This window comes from Spiroplasma endosymbiont of Andrena trimmerana (assembly GCF_964019575.1).
In the GTDB taxonomy this organism is placed as follows: domain Bacteria; phylum Bacillota_I; class Bacilli_A; order Mycoplasmatales; family VBWQ01; genus Spiroplasma_E.
Window position 1 is genome coordinate 776,419 of the sequence record NZ_OZ026455.1, and the last position, 24,014, is coordinate 800,432.

The window sequence follows — 24,014 nt, forward strand, 5'->3', positions numbered from 1 at the left end:
GGTTGGTTAAATAAAGAATAGAATTAATACAATGGGTCCCTACAACAGGTCTATATATACTAGTTTCCAATTCGCTCCCACCCCAAGAATTACCATTAATGGTTAGTATATTTTATTAGGTATCACTCCACTTTTTATTTATCCATGCAAGTCCACATGCTAGCTACTATTTTTAACAACTGTGTTGTAGTTCACTTTTTTAGTTCCCTAACACGTGTTGATAATAGTGCTAAAGATTGTTATTAAAAATTTTAAAATTTTACAATTACAAAAAAAGACAAGATTATTTCTTGTCTTTTTCCTTGTTGATAATTTTAATTTAACTTACAAAATGTATATTTTATTTTTTTTAAATACGTCGAATATAAAATATAAATTTAATGTTTTAAGAAAAGAGAGTAATTTTGTCTAATTTTCATTATTTTTCAAATAATTCATTTTTGGAAATAAGTTACTAATATGATAATAAATTATTTCGTAACTTTGACAACCGCCCTAATACTATTTATGGGGGTACAAATATGAGAAGTATAAAAATAACATTAAAAATGATGAGTGCAATTACTTTAACTTCTATTAGCACAAGCTCAATTATTGCTTGTGAATATGATTCAATAAAAGTGCCTGATTTAAATTCTAGATATGCAAAATTATTAGAATGATATAATTCAGATAACTCAATAAGTTTAATCCAACAAAAATTAAGTTATGATAGTAATAACGAAAAATATTTAATTATTGCCGATGATTCATTAATTACACCCGATAATCTCTTTAAAAATAAATTATTAATTACAGGTTCTACTTCAAAAAAATATAAAGCAAGAAATGAGCATGCTGCAGCATTTTTACAAGAATTAGGATATACATCTGGTAATGAAAATCAGGATTATTCAAGTTATGATGTTAATGAAATTAGTAATTTAATTGCAAAAGTTAGAAATAGTAATCCAGGTAAAATTACAGAAAATAATGAAAATGACTTTCAAGTTAGTGACGGTACTTGTCAAATTGATATTGTAAACAAAGATGACAAAATTGATAAACTTATTACATCTTATACTATCAATACAAGCAAAAATAATCAATTAGGTATTAATAATATAATTATTACTAATATTATATTTAATAAAAGTACTTTAAAATTAACAACAGAAGAAGGTTTTAGACAAGGTAATCCGATTACTAGTTTTAAATTTTAATTTAAAACTAATGATAAACAAAAGCAATTTGATGAACTAGTTAAAATACTAAATACAAAAATTTCTACACAATTTTTTAGTGATAGTAACACTTGAACACCAGTAACAGGAAATTTTCCAAATTCAAAAGTTTTTTTAGAAATCCATTTTGGTAATGTAAGTATCCATAGAATTGATTGTGGAATAGCTCCTACAGAATAAATTAAATTTGATTTTCAACACTTTCAAAATTTTTAAAACCAACTTTCAACAAGATTACTTAAATGAAATTTTCAATAATATAAATAAACATATAAAAAAGTTATCAGAAATGATAACTTTTTATTAAATAGCTGAGTTATACTTGTAAGTGCAAGTAAATAAAATTGCAAAAAATTCTCATATAAAAATTTCATAATGCTAAATTTAGTTTAGAAAAAAGTAAGGAGTTTTTATATGAGTTATAAACATCTTGGCATAGATGAAAGAATTTATATTGAGAATCAATTGAAATTTAAATTTAAAATTAGTGAAATAGCTAAAAATCTTAATCGAAGTATTAGTACTATTATTCGAGAAATTAATAGAAATAAAGATAATAATCATTATTTTTCATTAATTGCACAAAATAAAGCTGAAAATCGAAAACAATCACATATTAGTTTTCATAAGTTTAAAAATAAGAATTTAGTAAAATATGTACAACAAAAATTACTATTAGGTTGATCACCTGAACAAATTTATGGCAGAATTAAAAATTTTCATAAAGAATGAGTTATTAGTTTTAAAACAATTTATACTTGAATTTATTTTGGAATGCTTGATAAAGTTACTAGTAAAAATTTAAGAAGAAAAGGTAAAAAACGAAAATCTAAAGAAAATCGTGGCAAGTTTAATGGTAAATCAATTAAAGAACGAGATATAAATGTTAATGATCGTATAACACTTGGTCATTGAGAAGGAGATACTATAGTATCATCACGAGGTAAAAGCAAATCATGTTTAATAACTTTAGTTGAAAGAGTATCACGATTTACTTTAGCAATATTAGTTAAAAACAGAACTACTAAAGTTATTAATAAAAATGTCAGTTATTATTTATCAATTCTTCCTAAAAACATTGTTAAAACTATTACTTTTGATCGTGGCAAAGAATTTTCAAATTGACAACAACTTGAAAAAAATTTAGATGTAAAAATTTATTTTGCCAATCCATATTCACCTTGACAAAGAGGTACTAATGAAAATACTAATGGTTTAATTAGAGAAAAATTTCCTAAAAAATTTATTTTTTCAAAAACTAATAAAAATGAAGTTCATAAATTTATATTGTCTTTAAATCAAAAACCGAGAAAAATACTAAATTATCTTTCACCAATCGAATATTTGGATAGAAAAATAATTTAGTTGCACTTACCTTTACAATTTAGCAATAAATTAAATATAAAACTTATATAATTACTTCAATTATGTTAATTTACTATAACTTGTATTGGATTTATTATTATCATTATACTTTTTTCTAAACATGGTTAAGACAATAAATTTTTATGTTCTAATTCTTCTCTTTTAAGTTGTTCTAAATAATTAGATACTTGTCTTTGATTATCACTTATATTTTTGATACAAGTTTCTAAATTACTTTTAATAATAGCCATTTTTTGTTCAATTAAACTTATCTCTACATTTAATATATTTATTTCTTACCCTCTATTCATCATTTTTTTCCTTTCAATCTAAACTCATTTATTTTAAAATAAAAACTATATTAAGTTTATAATAATTATAAATTAATAATTTTTAATTTTAATTTTTAAACTTACTTTGTATATCCTTTTTTAGTTATTTACTTAATTTATATAAAAAGATATTAAAAATGAGAGTATTATCTCTCATTTATCTTTTTAATAAAAATTAATATTTCAAAATTATATGATTAACAGTAAAACTATATAAATATAATCTATTAAATTCTAACTAAAGGTTACACCTTGCAAGTTAATATTCCATACTCGATCACGGAAACATTTAACTGTATCAATGCTTCAATTAATGCTTACATAAACATTTTCTTCATCATGTCAAATATGAATATAACCATGTAATTCAAGAAAGGCTCCTCAAAATCCACCATCATAATAATAACTAAGCTCAAATATATTTTTGTTTCTATCATTATTAATATCATTAGTATTAATACTTAATTGCGAACCTTTTAATTTTTGATCAGTATAAGTATTACAATAAAGACTAAAATACGAATTATCACCAAAACTTAATTTACTAAACTTATTAGAAAAACTATCTCAATCTGGTGCATAATTTGTTCAATTAGATAATAGAGTAATATCGGGGCTGGTTCAAGTACTTTTTAATGAACCAACACTATTAGTTTCACTATAATTATAATTTAGTTGATCATTATTAATAATACTACTATCAATAGTAAAATCAGCAACTATCTTCCCTTTATAAATAGTTTCATCACCACTAATAGTTACTTGTTGATTAGTAATATCATCTTCACTAAATTTAATTGCATCTAACTTTACATTTGGATTACTTTTACTAATCGCAGTTTTAATTTCTTCAATATTTGGTTTTGATAATCCATTAGTTTTAATTGTTCCTAAATTTAAATTTTTAAAAACATCACTTAAAAGTTCTGTTTTATCACAATCATAAGTAACAACAATACTATCATTGCTATAAAATTTACCATCACCATTAATAACTGCACTATTATCAGTAATTTTATCAACTATAATTTTGCTTACATCAAGATTATAGTTAGCGGTTTTAAGTGCTGAAATTAATTGTCCTTTACTTGGTTTGTTTTGTCCAGGAATATTAAAAGTTGGTAATTTATTATTTAAAACACTATTGAAATCAATAAGTAAATTATCAATTACTACATTAGGACCAGTGTATACATATTGATTAATAGATTTAATAGTAACACTATTATTTTGCAACGTTACTTGAATAGCATTCATATTTAAGCTTGAATATTGTTTTTTCAATGCACTATTAACATCTTCTAAAGTTATTATTTTTCCTATAATAGCAATTTTATCTAATCCCTTATTAATAACGTCTTTAAGAGCAATTCTAATATCAAGATTTAAACTTAGTATTACTTTACCAGTATATTTTTTTTGATTTGTACTAGTAATAGTGGCACTATTAGTAGAAGTAATTTCTATTGCAATAAAAGAAGTATCTAACTTTTCTTGGTAAGTATCACGTAATGCTCTCATTACATCATTATTTGATGGTATATCATGACCACTAGTCTTAACCGTTAAATCTTTTTTATTAATAATAGTACTTAAATCAACACTATCATTAGTACTAAATGTAACTGTTACCTTACCAGTATAAAGAGGAATAATATCATCACCCGTAATACCTGTAATAGTTGCTTCTTTATTAGAAATAACGTCAATTTTAAGGCGATCCATTTCTAAATTAGAATATTTTTCTTGAATACGACTGTAAACAGCTTCCACAGTAGGTTTTTGACCACTAGTACTAAAATTACCAATGGATGCTCCATCAACAATTATTGTTCTAATATCAATAGTTTGGATTTGATAAGTAATTTTAATTTTATCTTGATTATAAAAAATACCATCACCAACAACAAAAGCATAATTAGTGGTTTTATTAATAATTTTAATATTATCAGTATGAAGTTCATGATTTAAAATAAATAGTTGTGATTTTAATTCATAATCTGTAGGTATTGTTCCTCGATGTTCCTCTGGTACAATTTTTAAATCTGTTTGTGTTAAATCTTTTTTTAAATCTTTTTTGAATATAGTTAGATTATTACATGCCGTTGTACTAGCAGTGACTGCACTTGATAATAATAATGCACCCATAAATGATAATGGTTTTTTCATATATATACCTCATTTAAATATTGTAAAAAATTAATAATTATTTTAAAGTGATTATATCATAATTTAAAAAAAATTAAATTCTAGATTTTTAAATGATTTTATTAAAAAATAGCTTGTTATATATTTTACATTTTTAATGTATGTACTTTTAATGAAGGAGTTGAAATCGAAATATTTTGTACATCTTTATTAATTTTTTTAATAACAAAATTTGATATTTTATTATCATTTTCTAAGTTTTTCTTTACAAAAAATTGTTTTTTATAACATTCAAAATACTGTTCTTTTCAATATTTAACTATTTCTTTTTCTTTTTTATAAAGTTTAATAGAAAATTTATATCAAAATTTATTGATTGATAATTCTAACTCAAGATTATTAACTAAGAATTCATTATTTATATTTTTACTTAATAAAAAATTTTGATGTTCTAAAAGTTGAATTTTTATTTCTTGAAAATTATAATTTTGTTCTAAAATTGAATCTTTTATCATATCTATCTCTTCGTCACAATAGTTATTTCTATTAAATATGATTTCATTTAAAATTTCATTATTACGTTTATATAATTTTTTTATATTTAATATTTTTTCATTTATCTCTTTTAAATGTTCTTCTTTCATTTTTTTTCCTTTCAAAAAAATTCATTTATTTTAATTTTGCTAAATTGTAAAGGTAAGTGCAACTAAATTATTTTTCTATCCAAATATTCGATTGGTGAAAGATAATTTAGTATTTTTCTCGGTTTTTGATTTAAAGACAATATAAATTTATGAACTTCATTTTTATTAGTTTTTGAAAAAATAAATTTTTTAGGAAATTTTTCTCTAATTAAACCATTAGTATTTTCATTAGTACCTCTTTGTCAAGGTGAATATGGATTGGCAAAATAAATTTTTACATCTAAATTTTTTTCAAGTTGTTGTCAATTTGAAAATTCTTTGCCACGATCAAAAGTAATAGTTTTAACAATGTTTTTAGGAAGAATTGATAAATAATAACTGACATTTTTATTAATAACTTTAGTAGTTCTGTTTTTAACTAATATTGCTAAAGTAAATCGTGATACTCTTTCAACTAAAGTTATTAAACATGATTTGCTTTTACCTCGTGATGATACTATAGTATCTCCTTCTCAATGACCAAGTGTTATACGATCATTAACATTTATATCTCGTTCTTTAATTGATTTACCATTAAACTTGCCACGATTTTCTTTAGATTTTCGTTTTTTACCTTTTCTTCTTAAATTTTTACTAGTAACTTTATCAAGCATTCCAAAATAAATTCAAGTATAAATTGTTTTAAAACTAATAACTCATTCTTTATGAAAATTTTTAATTCTGCCATAAATTTGTTCAGGTGATCAACCTAATAGTAATTTTTGTTGTACATATTTTACTAAATTCTTATTTTTAAACTTATGAAAACTAATATGTGATTGTTTTCGATTTTCAGCTTTATTTTGTGCAATTAATGAAAAATAATGATTATTATCTTTATTTCTATTAATTTCTCGAATAATAGTACTAATACTTCGATTAAGATTTTTAGCTATTTCACTAATTTTAAATTTAAATTTCAATTGATTCTCAATATAAATTCTTTCATCTATGCCAAGATGTTTATAACTCATATAAAAACTCCTTACTTTTTTCTAAACTAAATTTAGCATTATGAAATTTTTATATGAGAATTTTTTGCAATTTTATTTACTTGCACTTACAAGTATAACTCAGCATTTTTAAAATAAACTATAAATAATAATAATAAATGATTATCTAAAAAACATAAAAAATGCTTTTAACACTATTAAAGTTTTTATTATTACTTTTTTTGAAATTTGACCTATTTTGAAATAATATAAAAGATTCTAAAGTTGACAAATTTTTTTTATTTTCTATACTGTATATAACTAAATATTAGTTTTTAATCCATTTACTTTCATAAAAAGTAAATGGGTTTTTATTTTGAAAGGAAAATTAAATATGCCAAAAAAATCAAATTTTGAAAAAAAAGATTGAAAAGAAAAAGAAAAATTTGATGAAGAAGAAATAATCAACTCAAGTATTTTTCATACAATAACAATTTTAGAAGTTTTAAATGATAATCCTATAATATTTTTAAAAAAAATTAAATCATATTATTAAAGAACTATATATAGAAACTATTTTATTAAAAATGCCAAATACATATGGTTCAAATGCTAACTCAGAGTTTTATTATATAAATCAAAAAGCACAATATGATTACTTTTCAATTACTGTAAATATTGAACAAAAAACGTTAAAATTATTTTTTTGTTCAAAAAGTTTATACCTACAAGGATTTACTTTTGAAACAACTTATTATTATTTTGAAGACAGCACATTAATAAATCCTAATATAAAAAATATTTTTTGCCAATCTTTACCTTTTGTAGGAAGTTATGTAGCAAGTAATGGACTCCAGGCACATAATAATTATTCTTGACAAACAATACATAATGATTTTTTATTGTTAACAAATTCTAACTTAAATGAAAATCAAATTAAATGCTCATTAATAGGAGTAATTCTAACTACATCAGAAAGTATTCGTTTCAGAAGTGTTAAATATTTTATTCTTCAAAGTCAAAGACCTATAAATCCAATAATACAAAGTTGAGTTTTTTTTTCAAAAAATTATAAGAAATTGAGATCGCGGAACACATAATGCTATTAATTATCTTTTAAATAATAAAGGTAACTTAAATAAATATTTTCACCAAGAATTAAGTAATAATGGATTAAGAATAATGGTTTTTAACACAAGCATGTATCATGCAATTAACAATTATCAAAATCCACCATTAATAACTCCAAATCAAAAATGAAAAATAAAAAAATTACAAGATTGAATAGATATCGGTATTAAAATCTGTGAAAAACAAAAATACGCTATTGCTAAAGAAATAAATAAATTTCAAAACTTAAATAATCTTATTGAAATACTGAAAAATTTTAAAAATGATATTATTACAAATAAAAAATTACAAGACGAAATAAAAACAGCAAAAGATTTTGCTGATAATATTATTGAAATAAATAAGGTTTTTGATATAAAGACAAACCCAGAAAATATAAAAAGTTGTTATATTTAAAAAATAAATTATTCTTTTATTTTAACTCTTTTGACTCAATTTCATCAATGTTGTTACTTCTTCTTCTGTCAAATAACGATATTCACCCATTGCTAAATCTTTTAAAGTAATATTAGCAACTTGTAAACGCTTTAAAGTAATTACTCTACTTCCTACTGCTTTAATCATACGTTTAACTTGTTGATTTTGTCCTTCATGAATAGTGAGATGTAGTAAAGTATTTTCTTTTTTTATATTTTTATAAATTATTTTAACAATAGCAGGAGAAGTTGTAAATGAAGTTGATAAAATAATACCGTCTTGTAGTTTTTTAATAGCATTTGATGACAAAATACCACTTGCCAATACTTCATATACCTTATCTATTTTATAACGAGGATGAATAATAGCATTAGTAAATTCACCCTCATTAGTCATTAACAACAAACCTGAAGTATCAAAATCTAAACGACCGACTGGGTAAATTCTACTATTAATATTAGTAAAATAATTCATTACCGTTGGTCGATTTTTAGGATCACTTACTGTTGTTAAACAATTAGGTGGTTTATAAAATGCTAAATAAATATGATTAGATTGCTTAATAATTTGATTATTAACTTTAATAACATCACTACTTGTAACTTTAAAACCTAACGTTGTAATAATTTGCCCATTAACTGTTACTTGCCCATTAATAATTAATAATTCTGCTTTTCGTCGTGAACATACTCCAGAATTAGCAATAACTTTTTGCAAGCGTTCTAAATCATTATTCATTAGTAAAGTTGTAGATTTCTTGTTCATCATTTTGGTTATTAAATTGAGGCAAAGTTGGCAATTGAGTTAAAGATTCGATATTAAAATGATCCATAAATTCATCAGTTAAATCATATAAAATTGGTTTTCCCGGTAATTCACTACGACCAATCTCGGTAATTAAATTTAAACTTTTTAGTTTAAAAATAATAGAATCACAATTTACACCACGAATATCTTCAATTTGTGGTTTAGTAACTGGATGATTATAAGCAATAATAGCTAGTGTTTCTAAAGCTGCTTGTGATAAACGTATTAAAGGTTGTTGTTTTAATACTTGATAGCGATTATAATGAATAGGTTTTGTTGTTAATTTATAAATATTACCAACTTTAATTAAACTTAAACCACTGGTATCATCATCATTTAATTTCATTTGTAAAGATGCAATTAAATTTTCAATAGTTTTTGGTTTTTTTGTTAATTCTAAATATTCAGCAAGTGTTAATAAATCAAGACCTTCATTGCCAGCAATAAATAATAAACCTTGTAAAACTGCTAATCTTTCGTTTGTTTTTCAATTGCTATTATTCATTTTTCTCACCTCGATAAATTACTGTAATTTCAGTAAAAGTATTAGTTTGTATAATATGTAACATTTGATGATTTGCAAGATCTAAAATTGCAATAAAAGTAATAATAAAATAATGTAAAGTTAATGTTTTAGTAAAAAATAATTGTTCTAAAGTAAAATGTTGCTTGGGATTTTTTTTCAGTAACTGTTTAATTTCTTTAGCTCGATCTTCAGCTGAAATTAAGTTTAATGCTAAATTAACTGGTAATTTATTTTCATTTTGTAGTCTATTAAATAAGTTTAACATTGCTTGTGTTAGTTTATTAACATTATTTTTTACCAAAATTGGTGTAATTTCATCAACTAAATATGTTTTTAAATCACTAGGTGCTTTTGTTAATAATTGGGTTCTATATACAGCCTGTTCTTTAAAATAATTACTTATTTCTTTAAATTTTTTATATTCTAATAAACGAGCAATTAATTTTTGACGATTAACTTCATTTTCATAAGCACTATCTACTACTAGTTCTTGTTTTGGTAATAATTGTTTTGATTGCAATTCTAATAAATAAGCAACAATCGGTAAATATTCACTTACTAAATCAATGTTTTTAATTAATTCTTCATTAATAAAATGAACATATTGGTTAGTAACATCATTTAGATTTAAATCTAAAATATCAATATTTTTTTCTTTAATTAAATGCAAAAGCAAATCCATTGGTCCTTGAAAAGATTCAATTGTAATTACTGGTTGTAACATTATTCTCGTTCCCTCAATATCATTTTATACTTATTAATATTAATTATAACTTAATTTAATAGTACTTGATTAATCTTTAATAAATAAAAAAAACTTATTTTTAATTTTTTAATGATTAAAATAAGTTTTAAAAGTTATTATATTTTTAAATATTATTATTTAACTTCACGTAACGTAATATGAATATTTTCAGCAGATATTTCAAATTTTGAAGTTGTCTTTATATCTGGAAAGACTTTACTTAGATCATATTCTAATTTAAAGTTTAAATTAAAATAACCATTTTTTTCATTAGGATTAAGATTAAATCTACTTTCAGGATTAGTAATAGTTATTACATTATTTCATTTAGGAACAAGAATACTATAAATTTTATTAATATTAGCAAAATAACCATTTGTTATAACTTGTTCTTTTATTTTTCCATCTTTGTCATAATCTGAATACTTATCTGAAGCTTTTGGTAATTCCTTTACTGTATCAACTGTTCAGTCAGAAAATATTTTTGAAATTTGTGTTGTTGCATCAACAAAAGTTTGGTTAATCTTAATAGCAGTAGTACTTTCAATATCACCAGTATTAAAAGTAGAATTACCATCATTACCAACTAAGAAATCAATAGTAATATTACTAACATTACCATTAAATACAATTGATTTATCATCATTTGATTTATCATCATTATTGGTCACCGTTGGATCTGTCATTTTAAATAAAGTTGATTTAGGAACATTTGAAAAATCACCTGAAAATTCAAAACTTAAACTTAAACCAGAATATTGAACTTTATCTTTAATGGCAACATTTAAATTTTGTTTAATATATGATAACTGAGTTCTAGCAATTTCTTCTTTTTCTGCTTTTTCTGCTCCTTTAATTTCTCCAGTTATTGGTAAATTTTCAACATTAATATTTAGATTACCTTTAGTAATTTCTTCTTTAATAAAGTCTCTAATTGCATCAGCTTTTTTTTGATCACTAGTATGACTTGTATCATTATTAATTGTAATTTTAATATCTTTAGTAACTGATGGTAAATTTAAATAAGAGATTTCCGCTTTTACTCATAAATGACCATTGACTAATTCACTACCAGTTGGTAAAACAAACTTAGGTTTGTCTTTTTCATCATTATCATTATCTTTTTTTGGAACATAGTCCATAATTTTGACATGTGCATCAGGGTGATATCAATTTGTTGGATGTTCATTGGTACTTTCTTTAAGTTTACTAGAGAAAAAGTTACCAATAGCTGTTTGCACAGAAGTATCTAATTCGCTAAAAATTTTACCTTTCATTTCTCCTATATTGGTATCATCTGATAAATTAAGATCAGCCTTAATTTGCACACTACTATCAGTAACAAAAGAGGCAGCAAAATTAAGAATATCCCTTGGAGTCATTTGATTATTTTCACTACCACAAGCAACAACTGTTACAACTGGTGTTGTTGCTAAAGCAAGTGTGCCCAGTAATTTTAATAAAGATTTCACAAAAACGCTCCTTATCATTTCATTTAATTAATATTTTTTAAAATACTGTAACATTATAAACAATTTTAAACTAAATTACATTATTATTTCTAAAATTATTGGTTTAATATCGTATTTTTTATTAGTAATCTGAAATGTAGAAATTGCCAAATCTAAAAATTGTTGATGAAAATGTTGATCTTTATTAGTATGGAGTTCCATAATTACACTATTTTTTTCAACTTTTTGACCAGGAATTTGTTTTAAATAAATTCCTGCCACTGGATCAATGATATCAGTTTTAGTAGTTCTTCCTGCTCCTAATATTACTGATAATTCACCTAAAGCATAATTATTAGTAACATATAAATAGCCCGATAATTGTGCCTTAACTTTAATAATATATTTAGCTGGTGGTAATTTATCAATATTATCAAGATATTTAGTATCTCCACCTTGACTTTTAACAAAATCATAAAAAATTTGTAGTGGTTTTTCACTAGTAAACATAGCATTAACTTTATCAATACCCTCTTTTAAGGTTTTTACGTTTTTAGCTCCCAATAAGGCTAAAGCTACTAAATTACTAACAAGAATTTTCAAATCTTCTGGTCCTTTATTTTTTAAACTTAAAATAACTTCTTGTAATTCTAATGCATTACCAATTGTTTGTCCTAAAGGCTTATTCATATCACTAATAATAGCATAAATTTTTTTATTAAAAGCTTTACCAATATGTACCATTAATTTTGCTAACTTTCTTGCAGTTACTATATCCTGAACAAAGGCACCTTTTCCACATTTAATGTCTAGTAAAATTAAATCAGCACCCATTGCTATTTTTTTAGACATAACACTAGCAGCAATTAATGGCAATGAATCAACTGTTCCTGAAACATCACGTAATGCATATAATTTTTTATCAGCAGGCACTAAATTACTAGTTTGACTAATAATACTCATACCAACTTTATTAACAACTTTAATAAAATCTGATATTTCCAAATCACATTTAAAATTTGGAATTATTTCCAGTTTATCAATAGTACCACCAGTAATACCCAATCCTCTTCCAGAAATTTTTGCAACCTTTAATCCACAAGCAGCAGCTAATGGACCAAATACTAAACTAGTTTTATCACCAACACCACCAGTTGAATGTTTATCAATACTAAAACCAGTAATTTGTGATAAATCCATGGTTTCACCACTATTAATAACGGCTTTTGTATATTCTACTAATTCATCATTAGTCATTCCCTGAAAATAAACAGCCATTGCTCAAGCACTAATTTGATAGTCTGGTATTGTTTCATTGACAATACCTTCTGTTAAAAATTTTAGTTCTTCTTTATTTAAACTTTGTCCTAATTTCTTTTTAGAGATTAAATCAATCATATACATTTTAATAAAACACCTTACTTTCTTTTTATTAAATAACAATTGCAATTGCAATTGCATTAGTTTCATTATGTGATAAAGATAAAAGTAATTGATAATTCTTAATGATAGTTATTGGTCGATTATATTGATTATAACTAATATCAATATTTTTAAATGTTAACTTTTCTTGTGGTAATGCCTTAAAAATTGCTTCTTTTAATGCTCATCTTCCTGCCAAAAATTCCTGTTGACGTTGTAAAGAATATTGATTAAAAAGTATAATTTCTTTCTTACTTAAAATTCTTTTAGCAAATTCTTCAATATTTTCTATTCGATTTACTTCAATAATATCTATACCTACACTACGCATTGTTAACTCCTTATATAAAATAAAAGGTTAAAACCCTAAAATCCTTGTTTTTATTATATAATTAATATGAAAGAAAGTGTGATATTAATTTCAATAAATCAAATAAATTTTGAAAAGATGGTGGTATATTAATGACATTTTACTTAAATCAAAAACAAAAATCATTAATTAAAGAACACTACCAAAACTATAAAGTTGATAATAAAAATAGTAGTTATGAATTATTTCAATATCATAATATAACAATTGAAATTTATCAAGAAAAAGTTATTTTTAAAGGTACTAAAGAGGATATTATTGCAGAATATCGTAGAATTTGAAATCAACTTGATGAAAATCAATCACCAGTCATTGGCAATGCTGAATTTGGTATTAATAATTTTTTTGGTCCACTTGTTATTATTAGTTCTTATATTGGCTCGGGTAATTTAGAAAAATTACGTTTACTTAACATTCGCGATTATAAAGACTTATCACAAAGTAAATTTATTGAATTAGCACAAGATATTATGAAAACAATTATTTTTGAGTCAGTAATCATTAACAATCGTAAATATAATCAATGAATTGATGCGGGTTATAGCCCCAATATTATTAAAACCTGAGGAGAAAATCAAGCATTAGTTCGTATGTTACAACATAGAATTCAATATGATACTATAGTTATTGATCAATATATTAATGAAGATACATATTACAAATACATTGAAAATATGAAAGATAATCGTAATAAAATTATTAAAGATAAAGTTCAATTTGTTACTAATGCAGAAAGTAAGTATTTAGCTATCGCTTGTAGTACTATTATTAGTCGTTATTTATTTTTAGAAGAAATTAAAAAAATAAAAGGTATTGACACTAATACAATTCCATTAGGTACTGGAAAAGAAGTTAATATATTTTTAGAAAAAATTAAAAATGAAAAAACAATTGAATTTAATAAATTTCTTGAACGTCATAGCAAAAAATCATTTACTGAATTTTTTAAATAAATAAAAAACTTAATTTTTATTAACTATATATAAAAAGATATTTTTTATTTAAAAACTATTAAATAAATGATATAATCCAAATCAGATATATGTTTAAATATATTTTTAAGTCCTATTTTGTTTATAAAAACAAAATAGGACTTTTATACTTAAAGGAGAAAATAAAATGCCAAAAGAAGAAAAAAAACCTTTATTAGAAAAAAATAAACATACTAATTATGGAATTACCCAGCAACAATCTTCTATAAATAATAGTAATTCAAGTAGTACTGAAAGTCTTAATAGTTCAAGTACAATCATCGAAATAGAAGATAGTGAAGAAAATAATTGAATAAATTGTAGTAGTCGTTATGGAGGAACAACACAAAAAAAACTCGATGATAATGGAAATTGAAAATATGAAACCCAAATTAAAAATAACTTTGATAGTTTAACTTTTTTTAATGAAAGCACTATTACCATTAATAACAATCAATACTGACAAAAACTAACATTTGTTGAAAAAAATGGAACAGTAATTATAGTGATTTTAGAATTATTAAAAATAAACTTTAATAGAAATACAATAGAAATATATAAAAAAGAATACAATGATGTTGATGAATATATTGATGATAATTTAGATTTAAAAACTTTTCAAAAAAAAGAAAGAAGATTATCACCCGAAGATCAATTCTTAGAAGGTATTACTATAAAAACTATTAATAATCTTAATAAATTTATAACAAATACCAACTCACTTAATGAACAATTAAAATTATTTAAAGAAAATTCTAATAATAGAGATTTAAATGTTTTATTAAAATTATATAAATATTTAACAATAATACAAAATTTTATTGATCAAACAAAACCAGGAATAATAAGAAATATTGCATATAAATTTTTAGGATTATTAGAAATTTATATTGGACTTACTGGTAAAAATTTACAAAGAGTAGTTTCTAATTTTCCCATTGATGGTAAAGAACACACATCCCAAGATTATATTGATGCTATATTTTGAAATTGACAAAATTATGTTATGGTATTACTTGATACTGCACTTGGCACATTTTTCACTTCAGCAGCTTCAAGTTGATCACGAGATGTTTTTTTTAATAAAAAAAACAAAACAAATCCCATTGAAATCAATCAATTTAATACCAGTGACTTTGAAAAATATAAAGAAATATTTGAAACACTTTTATTTGAAGAAGACCATCAAAAATTAATGAAATATTTTTCAAATATTTCCATACTTAATGATTTAATACAGAAATTTAATCAAATTGAAAATTGTGTAGAAACAGAATTTGAATATCATCCAAATTTTAAAAAAGAAATTGAACGAATTAAAAAACTAATTATTAATTCACAAACAGAAAATAATAATGCTAATAATGATATTGAAATTAAACAAGTAATATCTTTAGCAAATAAAACAATTAAAACTATGGAACAACAAAATAATAAACCAATAGCATTAGTAACTAATTGAGGACGTAATCTTTTAGTTAATTTAACTTTAGAAACACTAACATGGGCAGGTAGTCATATTATTCTAACTGGTTCATCAGAAAATACTTCTAAAGAAGATTTTAATTTACATGATTGAATCACGAAAGACATTTTTACTACAGGTGCTTTAGCAGCAAATATAAGTCGTTATTTTGTTATGAGACCAATTAATAATATTTTTAAATCGGGTTTAACAAACTTAGGAATTCCAACTAATCTTTGTCCTGAAAAACTTTCAAAATGAGTTGAAAAACAAACTAGATATAAAAAAATATTAATGGCAATCCCTTTATTTTTATCAGTCACTTGTACTGTTAATGCTGTTAAAACAGAAGCTGCATTAGTTACTGAATATGGATTTCAAAAAGCCACAAAATTATTTTATGAAAAATTTGTTAGATGAACAACATTAGGATTTTCAATTGGTGTAACAGCAATTGATATGATTGCTTTTGCTATTTCTGATTTTTATAAAGATGTATTTAATCAACCAATAACTATAAAAAAAATAACAGCAATATTAACTAGTTGTTGTGGATTTACTAAAAAAGAAGCAGTTTTTCTTGAAAAACATTTAGAAAAATTAGAAAACAATGGGAAATTCACAACTTTTGATGAATTGTTTAAAAAATATCAGGAAGAAGAATTGGAAGATTCTGGTATTGAAGAAGTTTTATCACAACAAATAGAATCAGAAAAATCATCAAATGAAAAAGAAACTGATGACGAAACATCAATAGAAGAATTTCCTATTGACAATCCATATGAATTTGCAAATGATATAAATAACCAACCATCAACAAGTACAGGAATATACCATCCAATGCCATTCAATTAAAAGCACTATTTAAATTTAATTTTTAGTCACTCTTTTTAAAAGAGTGACTTTTTTAATATTTTATATTTATTTTTTTTCTAAAAAATGTACACTGATTTTGGGTATTTTAGATGTATAAGAATAAATATACCAAAAAAGTAGTGAGAAAGGGATTTTTATGGATGAAAAAAATAAAAGAGAAAAAGAAATAGCAAGAATAAAAGGAAAAATTGCAGCTAATAAATTAAAAAAAGAATCCGAAAAAGCTGAAAAAGAAAGACAACAACAAGAAATCGAAAATAAGAAAAAAAATGAAAATAAAAAAACTTTATAAAATTAATATTTAAAGAAAAAATCACTTAATTATTAAGTGATTTTTTTATAAAAATGATTAATTTTAATATTTTGGTTTTCTTTTTCATTTTGAATTATTATCAACATTACGTTTAAAATCATTTCTATTATTATGAGATGAAAAATTTAATTTAGTTGGTACTTTAACAACATTTTTAGGCAAATCTCAACCTGTAGTATCTAGTAAAGTAATTTCATGATTTTGATAATATTGAATTTCTTGAATTTCATTATATTGAACTCTATTACTTACTAAAGTAATAGCAGTTCCTTGTGCTCCAGCACGAGCTGTTCTACCAATACGATGAGTATAGTATTCATATTCACGTGGAATATCATAATTAAAAACATAATCAATGCCATTAATGTCAATTCCTCTAGCAACAACATCAGTAGCAATTAATACTTTAACCTTACCATTTTTAAATTGTCTCATTGCTTCCATACGTTCTCTTTGACTTTTATCACCGTTAATAACAGCACATTTAATATTATTTTGTTCTAATAATTGTGCAATTTTGTTAGTAAAAGCTTTTGTATTTGAAAAAACAATACTTAATTGTGGTTGTAATTTTTGATATAAAGTAACTAATGCAGTTTCTTTTGTTATATTACGACAATCAAAATAATATTGTTTAATATTTGCTTGTTGTAATTTTTGACTTTCATCTTCAACAGTAATACTAACTGGATTATTTTGATAATCATCAGCAATTTTTAAAACTGGTTTTGACATTGTTGCTGAAAAAAGGACAGTTTGAATATTTTGTGGTGAATTCTCAAATAAGAAATCAATATCTTTTTTAAATCCCATTTTTAACATTTCATCTGCTTCATCTAAAACTAATGTTTTAATTGAATTTAATCTTAAACTACCACGATTAATATGATCAGTAATTCTTCCTGGTGTTCCAACAACTATATTACTAGTTCTTAAATCATATAATTGATTTCTAATATTAACACCACCACATAATAAAGCAACATTAACACCATTTAAAAAATAAGCATATTTTTTTACTTGTTTAGCAACTTGGATTGCCAATTCTCTAGTTGGACAAACAATAATGGCTTGATTACGATATAATTTTATATCTAAATTATGTAATATAGGTAAGACAAAAGCAGCAGTTTTTCCGGTTCCGGTATGACTTTTTCCAATAATATCTTTTTTTTGTAAAGAAACTGGAATTGTCTTCTTTTGAATTGGTGTTGGGGTAGTATAACCTCATTTAGCAATAGCAGCAGTTAATTCTTGTTTTAAATTTAGTTCTGTAAAACTCATATATTTCTCCTTAAAAATAAATTTTGAATAAATTTAGAAAAAATGATAATTATAACCTGAAAAATAACCTCTAAAAGAGGATTATTTTAAAAAAGGATTAGTTTTATTTATTATTTATATATAATATACTTACTTACATTTTAAAGTATTAATTCATCTAATTTTTCTAAAATTAAAAGTTGTCAAATAATTTCATGATATTATTTATTTCTTTGACATCATTAACAACTTTTTGATATTTTTTTATCAATCATATCTTAAAAGAAAATTGCGAATTAATCAACAACTTAAATATAATACACTATTTTTAATTAAATGTAAAGATAAATTTTTAGAAATGAAAATATAAAAATAATAATTAAAATACTATACAAATTTTTAATTTTAATCAATTTAAAAATTTAAATTATATTAGAAATTTTTTATCATGCTAAATTGTAAAGGTAAGTGCAACTAAATTATTTTTCTATCCAAATATTCGATTGGTGAAAGATAATTTAGTATTTTTCTCGGTTTTTGATTTAAAGACAATATAAATTTATGAACTTCATTTTTATTAGTTTTTGAAAAAATAAATTTTTTAGGAAATTTTTCTCTAATTAAACCATTAGTATTTTCATTAGTACCTCTTTGTCAAGGTGAATATGGATTGGCAAAATAAATTTTTACATCTAAATTTTTTTCAAGTTGTTGTCAATTTGAAAATTCTTTGCCACGATCAAAAGTAATAGTTTTAACAATGTTTTTAGGAAGAATTGATAAATAATAACTGACATTTTTATTAATAACTTTAGTAGTTCTGTTTTTAACTAATATTGCTAAAGTAAATCGTGATACTCTTTCAACTAAAGTTATTAAACATGATTTGCTTTTACCTCGTGATGATACTATAGTATCTCCTTCTCAATGACCAAGTGTTATACGATCATTAACATTTATATCTCGTTCTTTAATTGATTTACCATTAAACTTGCCACGATTTTCTTTAGATTTTCGTTTTTTACCTTTTCTTCTTAAATTTTTACTAGTAACTTTATCAAGCATTCCAAAATAAATTCAAGTATAAATTGTTTTAAAACTAATAACTCATTCTTTATGAAAATTTTTAATTCTGCCATAAATTTGTTCAGGTGATCAACCTAATAGTAATTTTTGTTGTACATATTTTACTAAATTCTTATTTTTAAACTTATGAAAACTAATATGTGATTGTTTTCGATTTTCAGCTTTATTTTGTGCAATTAATGAAAAATAATGATTATTATCTTTATTTCTATTAATTTCTCGAATAATAGTACTAATACTTCGATTAAGATTTTTAGCTATTTCACTAATTTTAAATTTAAATTTCAATTGATTCTCAATATAAATTCTTTCATCTATGCCAAGATGTTTATAACTCATATAAAAACTCCTTACTTTTTTCTAAACTAAATTTAGCATTATGAAATTTTTATATGAGAATTTTTTGCAATTTTATTTACTTGCACTTACAAGTATAACTCAGCTTTTGAAAAAATTTTTGGGTGAGAAAATAAATTTCAAACTTGTAAAAAAAATTGAGCGGTGCCGGTTCAATTAAAATATTAATTTGCTAAACGCAAATTAAATAAATATTGAATCGAATGCCTCAATGTTTTTTAAAATTTCACAATTTATTTTTGAGCCCAGAATTTCTGGAATGAATAAAACTAATAGTAGTAGTATTAATAATCTAAAAATCAAAATATATGTTCTTTATGCTAGAAGCAACAGAACATATTAGGAAAGAATTATTATGCAAATAGAATTTAAAAAAGAACAAATTGTTAAAGATAGACCACAATCTATTCTTATTGATTATGGTGAATATAAATTACAATGTCCAAAATGAATGGTTAAAAATAATAGTTTTATTGCTGATGATAAATATACATATTGAGTTTTTAATTTAGAAAATATTAAAAGAGAATTAAGTGGTAATGAATTAATAAAATTATTAGAACCATATATTAAAGACCAAAAAATAACTGTTAATAAACCAACCGCTCCAAAAGAATATTATCTTAATGATATAAAACTTGAACCATTAACATTTTATGAACAGCATAATAGTTGATTTATGGGTGAAATAACTGATAGTAAAACAAACATTACTAATCCTTGTTTTAAATATAACATTACGTGAGAAGAAAACAGAAAAGGTTTTAAAATAAATAATCCATATAAACATGATGATTTACCAATTAATTATATAGTTACTTCTTATAAGGAAATTTCAACTCATAATGAAAAAGTATTTTTGTTGAACATGTAAACAAAATAAATTAGATTATTTATTCTTTAATACTAATGATATAAAAACAAGAAAATATTTTTTAAGAGATAAAAATAGTAAAGCAATTTGTTATGACTGTATTTTAAATATTAGGTTAAGTAGGAGGTCTAAATATGGATAAAGAAAAATTAATTTATTATCTTGATAATGAATTTATGGAATTACTTAAAGATGATATTAGTGATGAAATTAAAATTAATATTAGTAATTGAAAAATGAAATTAATAATGAGATTACAAGAAAAAATTCAAAATGGTGAATTTGATTAATAATGGAATATGAATTAATTATTGGAATTGACCCTGCTGGAATTGGCAATAATGGAATTGTTATATATTCAAATGAAACTAATAATATTTTTTTTAATGAAACATTTAAAACTAAAACAGTTTTAGAAACTAAAAATTTATATAAAGAATACTTTTTATTAATTAAAAAACAGTTTGATAATAAAAAAATACTAGTTATTGTAGAAAATTTCTTTTTAAGTTCAAAACAATTATTAACTAATCCATTAGCAACTCCTAAAATTATTGGTTCATTAATGGTATTAGTAGAAGATGTTATGAATTGAGATTATTTAGAAAGTGAACCAAAAAATAAAACTAAAATAGAAAATTATAAAGGAAATATAAAATTTACAAAACATGAACAAGATGCATATAAACATATTCAATATTATTTAAGGAATTATAAAAATGAAAGATAAAGCAAATTATGTCAAATTAACAGTAAAACTGAGTAACACTATTGAAGCAAAGCATTATGAAAAAGGTGACAAAGAATTATATTATAGTGTTCGAGGTCAATGAAATGGTTTAAACTATGTTACTTTAATTTTTAATAAACCAAAATTTTATAACCGATGTATTTTATTAAACAAAAATGATGAAATTATAGTAACTGGTGAAATATTTAATACTTTAAATATTTCTAAAAATCGTGCATTTTGTTCAATCAATGTTAAATGATTTAAAAAATGAAAAGAGTAAAAATGAATAAATGTAAATATTGTAATAAAAGAATTTGATTAACTAATTATTGATGTATGAATTGTTTAGAAATATTAGTTATGAATTTAAATAAAAATAAGGAGAAATAAATATGAATAAAGAAAAATTACTTGACTATTACCATGATAAATTAAAACAACATGAAAGAAATTTAAATGAACTAAGACTTAATGAAGGTATAGTAAAAAATCTTTTAATGGAAATCAGTTCTATGATTGAAAGAATTAATAAAGGTGAATTTGATAATGACTAATGAGTATGATTGACTATGATATTGTGATACTTATGGTTGTAAAAATAACAATAGTAAACAAGAGATATATGTATGTTCAATTAAAAAAGATACAAAATTAGGATTATGTAAAACTCATTTTAATAATTATAGAAATATAACAATTGATTATGTTATTGACATAAAGGAGAAAAATAATGATTAAATTAAAAGATTTATTTGGTCAAGATAAAATAGAAATATTTTCACCAAATCCAAACGATTTAACAGATAGTAAAGATATAAAAGCATTGATTTTATGAAAATATCCTAATGTAATTGCTGAATATTTAGTTGTTTCTCAACCCCATGCAAATACTGCTATTTTAGTAGGAGATAATATTAATTACACAGGTTGAGTAGAAGTATTTATTAAAAAAAGAACAAGTTTAGAAGGAGTAAATGAAAATGCCAAATGATACCATTGTACAATCAAATAATTATACATTAACGAAATTAATAAGAACTGGAATAAGTCCATTATCAGCAATGATTGGTACAAGTGCTTATTATGGTCAATTATTAGAAAGTCCAGTATTAGGAAGTATTAATGCTTTATTGTTTAGTAAGAAATTAGGAATTGATATATGAAACTTAAATCAAATACCTAGTACTAAAACTAAATTACTTAACAGTTCTAAAAAAATATTGTTAGGATTAGGAACAATTGGATTAGCAAATTATAGTAAATTTATAAATGAAATAATTGAACCAATTACTCCAACAACACCTATTCCTACTACAACTAGTACAACACCAAGTACTACAACAACAGATACTCCACCATGACCACCAAATTTATTATTAAATGCAAATAATAATCCTAATAATTTAATGGATTGAGATACATATTTATCTTTAAATAGTTATGGTATTGCTAATGTAATTGCAGGAGTTACTGAATTAATACCTAGTAAATTTGAAAATATAAGAAAAATTGCAAATATGATTACTGGTGGAGCATTAATTTCAAGTGGTGTTGCTATGGGTATTAATAATGAACATGCTAATTTAATTAATAATACTGAACAAGAATATGAAAGACAAAGACAAACTTATGGTTCAAATGATAGTATTGATAGTTTAACTAGTAATGTTATATATGAAAGACCTGTGTATTGTTCAACAACAGTACCATTATAAATAATTGAAAGGAAAATATTCAAATGAAAGAATTTATACATGAATTAATAATTATAGGAACAAGTGTAGGAACATTAATTTGCAGAGAATTAATTGTTTGATTTAAACGATTTATTACAACTCCAAAACATGTTCGAGCAAATAATAAAGTAATAAAACATCAAAAAAAATTAGCAAAATTAAATGAAAAGATTAATAAAGGAGAAAAATAATATGACAAAAATCGAATTTAATGAAAAATATAGAAAAAAAGATATCAGTATTGATAGAGATTTTGATTTACATATTGATAATTGTTTTAAATTTTCTGATATTGATATATTAGAAAATGCAGTTAATGATTATAAAAAACTAATAAGTGAAATGCCACAATTAGTTAAAGATTGATTATTGGGATAAGATTAGGAGAATGTTAAATGTTAGAAAATGAAACTAATGTTCAAGAAACAACTGAACCTTTAACTGAAAATAATGATTTACAACAAGAACAAGAAACCAAAATTGTTGAATTAGAAAATAAGTTAAATAAACTTAATCAAGAAATTAAAGAAAAAGAAATGATTAATATATTTAAAAAATATCAAGTTAAAACTGAATTTTATGATTTTTTAAAATTTAAAACAAGTAATATAGAAAATTCAAAAATAGAAGAAACAATTAAAAAAATGATTAAAGAACAACCACTATTTAAAGAACCAATTAATACAGGTGGTAAACAAGAAACAATATTAACAAATCAACAAACTTCAATAAAAAGTAGTTTATTAGATTATAAAAAGAAAAATAATTTATAAAAGAAAGGAAAATTT

32 protein-coding genes are annotated in these 24,014 nt (G+C 22.8%); 20 read left to right on the top strand and 12 right to left on the bottom strand.

Annotated elements, in window-relative coordinates:
• Window positions 1-521 precede the first annotated feature (521 nt).
• Together AACL03_RS04560 and AACL03_RS04565 are read left to right on the top strand one after the other, a co-directional pair.
• The gene (locus AACL03_RS04560; protein ID WP_339039552.1) at window positions 522-1,202 is read left to right on the top strand and encodes a hypothetical protein; all 681 of its coding nucleotides are present in this window, start codon (window positions 522-524) and stop codon (window positions 1,200-1,202) included.
• 435 nt (window positions 1,203-1,637) lie between these two features.
• Window positions 1,638-2,588: an IS30 family transposase gene (locus AACL03_RS04565; protein ID WP_339038665.1), complete on the top strand. Its 951-nt coding sequence runs from the start codon at window positions 1,638-1,640 to the stop codon at window positions 2,586-2,588.
• A 125-nt stretch (window positions 2,589-2,713) separates the two neighbouring features.
• Here AACL03_RS04565 and AACL03_RS04570 read toward each other — a convergent pair whose 3' ends face one another.
• The 4 genes from AACL03_RS04570 to AACL03_RS04585 all read right to left on the bottom strand — a co-directional run bounded on the left by AACL03_RS04570 (window position 2,714) and on the right by AACL03_RS04585 (window position 6,725).
• Entirely contained in the window at window positions 2,714-2,839 is a 126-nt protein-coding gene (locus AACL03_RS04570; protein ID WP_338959655.1) for a hypothetical protein, read from the bottom strand.
• 315 nt (window positions 2,840-3,154) lie between these two features.
• Window positions 3,155-5,089, bottom strand: coding sequence for a hypothetical protein (locus AACL03_RS04575; RefSeq protein ID WP_339039554.1), 1,935 nt, complete (start codon window positions 5,087-5,089; stop codon window positions 3,155-3,157).
• A 125-nt stretch (window positions 5,090-5,214) separates the two neighbouring features.
• Entirely contained in the window at window positions 5,215-5,712 is a 498-nt protein-coding gene (locus AACL03_RS04580; RefSeq protein ID WP_338959305.1) for a hypothetical protein, read from the bottom strand.
• A gap of 62 nt (window positions 5,713-5,774) precedes the next feature.
• The gene (locus tag AACL03_RS04585) at window positions 5,775-6,725 is read right to left on the bottom strand and encodes an IS30 family transposase (protein WP_339038665.1); all 951 of its coding nucleotides are present in this window, start codon (window positions 6,723-6,725) and stop codon (window positions 5,775-5,777) included.
• A 352-nt stretch (window positions 6,726-7,077) separates the two neighbouring features.
• Between AACL03_RS04585 and AACL03_RS04590 the strand changes: the two genes are divergently transcribed.
• The 3 genes from AACL03_RS04590 (at window position 7,078) to AACL03_RS04600 (ending at window position 8,210) form a co-directional block, all read left to right on the top strand.
• On the top strand, window positions 7,078-7,239 hold the full coding sequence (locus AACL03_RS04590; RefSeq protein ID WP_339039556.1) for a hypothetical protein: 162 nt from the start codon (window positions 7,078-7,080) through the stop codon (window positions 7,237-7,239).
• A gap of 31 nt (window positions 7,240-7,270) precedes the next feature.
• Window positions 7,271-7,783: a ribosome-inactivating family protein gene (locus AACL03_RS04595; RefSeq protein ID WP_339039559.1), complete on the top strand. Its 513-nt coding sequence runs from the start codon at window positions 7,271-7,273 to the stop codon at window positions 7,781-7,783.
• 82 nt (window positions 7,784-7,865) lie between these two features.
• The gene (locus AACL03_RS04600) at window positions 7,866-8,210 is read left to right on the top strand and encodes a hypothetical protein (protein WP_339039561.1); all 345 of its coding nucleotides are present in this window, start codon (window positions 7,866-7,868) and stop codon (window positions 8,208-8,210) included.
• Between the two features lie 21 nt (window positions 8,211-8,231).
• Here the strand turns inward: AACL03_RS04600 and AACL03_RS04605 are convergent, their stop codons facing one another.
• The 6 genes from AACL03_RS04605 to acpS form a co-directional block, all read right to left on the bottom strand.
• Entirely contained in the window at window positions 8,232-8,969 is a 738-nt protein-coding gene (locus AACL03_RS04605) for a pseudouridine synthase (protein ID WP_422397986.1), read from the bottom strand.
• On the bottom strand, window positions 8,962-9,543 hold the full coding sequence (scpB, locus tag AACL03_RS04610; RefSeq protein ID WP_339039565.1) for an SMC-Scp complex subunit ScpB: 582 nt from the start codon (window positions 9,541-9,543) through the stop codon (window positions 8,962-8,964). The genes AACL03_RS04605 and scpB overlap by 8 nt, the downstream gene beginning before the upstream one ends.
• Complete coding sequence (locus AACL03_RS04615; RefSeq protein ID WP_339039567.1) at window positions 9,536-10,288, bottom strand: segregation/condensation protein A; 753 nt, start codon at window positions 10,286-10,288, stop codon at window positions 9,536-9,538. The genes scpB and AACL03_RS04615 overlap by 8 nt, the downstream gene beginning before the upstream one ends.
• Before the next feature lie 155 nt (window positions 10,289-10,443).
• Window positions 10,444-11,781, bottom strand: a complete 1,338-nt coding sequence (locus AACL03_RS04620; protein ID WP_339039569.1) for a hypothetical protein — start codon at window positions 11,779-11,781, stop codon at window positions 10,444-10,446.
• Between the two features lie 75 nt (window positions 11,782-11,856).
• Window positions 11,857-13,164: a thymidine phosphorylase gene (locus tag AACL03_RS04625; protein ID WP_339039571.1), complete on the bottom strand. Its 1,308-nt coding sequence runs from the start codon at window positions 13,162-13,164 to the stop codon at window positions 11,857-11,859.
• 28 nt (window positions 13,165-13,192) lie between these two features.
• A complete protein-coding gene (gene acpS, locus AACL03_RS04630) occupies window positions 13,193-13,513 on the bottom strand; it encodes a holo-ACP synthase (protein WP_339039573.1) in 321 nt (106 codons plus the stop codon).
• A gap of 131 nt (window positions 13,514-13,644) precedes the next feature.
• Between acpS and AACL03_RS04635 the strand changes: the two genes are divergently transcribed.
• From AACL03_RS04635 to AACL03_RS04645, 3 genes are all read left to right on the top strand, one after another.
• Complete coding sequence (locus AACL03_RS04635) at window positions 13,645-14,505, top strand: ribonuclease HIII (protein WP_252319664.1); 861 nt, start codon at window positions 13,645-13,647, stop codon at window positions 14,503-14,505.
• Window positions 14,506-14,671: 166 nt separating this feature from the next.
• Window positions 14,672-16,843, top strand: a complete 2,172-nt coding sequence (locus tag AACL03_RS04640) for a hypothetical protein (RefSeq protein WP_339039576.1) — start codon at window positions 14,672-14,674, stop codon at window positions 16,841-16,843.
• 157 nt (window positions 16,844-17,000) lie between these two features.
• Entirely contained in the window at window positions 17,001-17,156 is a 156-nt protein-coding gene (locus tag AACL03_RS04645; RefSeq protein ID WP_339039578.1) for a hypothetical protein, read from the top strand.
• A gap of 63 nt (window positions 17,157-17,219) precedes the next feature.
• Here AACL03_RS04645 and AACL03_RS04650 read toward each other — a convergent pair whose 3' ends face one another.
• A complete protein-coding gene (locus tag AACL03_RS04650) occupies window positions 17,220-18,461 on the bottom strand; it encodes a DEAD/DEAH box helicase (protein ID WP_339039580.1) in 1,242 nt (413 codons plus the stop codon).
• Window positions 18,462-18,914: 453 nt separating this feature from the next.
• Window positions 18,915-19,865: an IS30 family transposase gene (locus AACL03_RS04655; protein WP_339038665.1), complete on the bottom strand. Its 951-nt coding sequence runs from the start codon at window positions 19,863-19,865 to the stop codon at window positions 18,915-18,917.
• A 229-nt stretch (window positions 19,866-20,094) separates the two neighbouring features.
• Between AACL03_RS04655 and AACL03_RS04660 the strand changes: the two genes are divergently transcribed.
• The 12 genes from AACL03_RS04660 (at window position 20,095) to AACL03_RS04715 (ending at window position 23,999) form a co-directional block, all read left to right on the top strand.
• Window positions 20,095-20,226, top strand: coding sequence for a hypothetical protein (locus AACL03_RS04660; protein ID WP_339039582.1), 132 nt, complete (start codon window positions 20,095-20,097; stop codon window positions 20,224-20,226).
• A gap of 12 nt (window positions 20,227-20,238) precedes the next feature.
• A complete protein-coding gene (locus AACL03_RS04665; protein WP_339039584.1) occupies window positions 20,239-20,757 on the top strand; it encodes a hypothetical protein in 519 nt (172 codons plus the stop codon).
• 134 nt (window positions 20,758-20,891) lie between these two features.
• The gene (locus AACL03_RS04670; RefSeq protein WP_339039586.1) at window positions 20,892-21,047 is read left to right on the top strand and encodes a hypothetical protein; all 156 of its coding nucleotides are present in this window, start codon (window positions 20,892-20,894) and stop codon (window positions 21,045-21,047) included.
• Between the two features lie 2 nt (window positions 21,048-21,049).
• Window positions 21,050-21,487 (top strand): hypothetical protein, encoded by a 438-nt coding sequence (locus tag AACL03_RS04675; protein WP_339039588.1) that lies wholly within the window; start codon window positions 21,050-21,052, stop codon window positions 21,485-21,487.
• Window positions 21,477-21,770 (top strand): hypothetical protein, encoded by a 294-nt coding sequence (locus tag AACL03_RS04680; RefSeq protein ID WP_339039590.1) that lies wholly within the window; start codon window positions 21,477-21,479, stop codon window positions 21,768-21,770. Before AACL03_RS04675 ends, AACL03_RS04680 begins: the two co-directional genes overlap by 11 nt.
• 112 nt (window positions 21,771-21,882) lie before the next feature.
• Window positions 21,883-22,044: a hypothetical protein gene (locus AACL03_RS04685; protein WP_339039592.1), complete on the top strand. Its 162-nt coding sequence runs from the start codon at window positions 21,883-21,885 to the stop codon at window positions 22,042-22,044.
• The gene (locus tag AACL03_RS04690; RefSeq protein ID WP_339039594.1) at window positions 22,037-22,228 is read left to right on the top strand and encodes a hypothetical protein; all 192 of its coding nucleotides are present in this window, start codon (window positions 22,037-22,039) and stop codon (window positions 22,226-22,228) included. Before AACL03_RS04685 ends, AACL03_RS04690 begins: the two co-directional genes overlap by 8 nt.
• Window positions 22,221-22,502, top strand: coding sequence for a hypothetical protein (locus tag AACL03_RS04695; protein WP_339039596.1), 282 nt, complete (start codon window positions 22,221-22,223; stop codon window positions 22,500-22,502). Before AACL03_RS04690 ends, AACL03_RS04695 begins: the two co-directional genes overlap by 8 nt.
• Window positions 22,471-23,205: a hypothetical protein gene (locus AACL03_RS04700; protein WP_339039598.1), complete on the top strand. Its 735-nt coding sequence runs from the start codon at window positions 22,471-22,473 to the stop codon at window positions 23,203-23,205. Before AACL03_RS04695 ends, AACL03_RS04700 begins: the two co-directional genes overlap by 32 nt.
• A gap of 23 nt (window positions 23,206-23,228) precedes the next feature.
• Window positions 23,229-23,417 carry a hypothetical protein gene (locus tag AACL03_RS04705; RefSeq protein ID WP_339039600.1) on the top strand — a complete coding sequence of 63 codons (189 nt, stop codon included), beginning with the start codon at window positions 23,229-23,231 and terminating at the stop codon, window positions 23,415-23,417.
• Between the two features lies 1 nt (window position 23,418).
• Window positions 23,419-23,604, top strand: coding sequence for a hypothetical protein (locus AACL03_RS04710; RefSeq protein WP_339039602.1), 186 nt, complete (start codon window positions 23,419-23,421; stop codon window positions 23,602-23,604).
• Window positions 23,605-23,621: 17 nt separating this feature from the next.
• Window positions 23,622-23,999, top strand: coding sequence for a hypothetical protein (locus AACL03_RS04715; RefSeq protein WP_339039604.1), 378 nt, complete (start codon window positions 23,622-23,624; stop codon window positions 23,997-23,999).
• Window positions 24,000-24,014 lie beyond the last annotated feature (15 nt).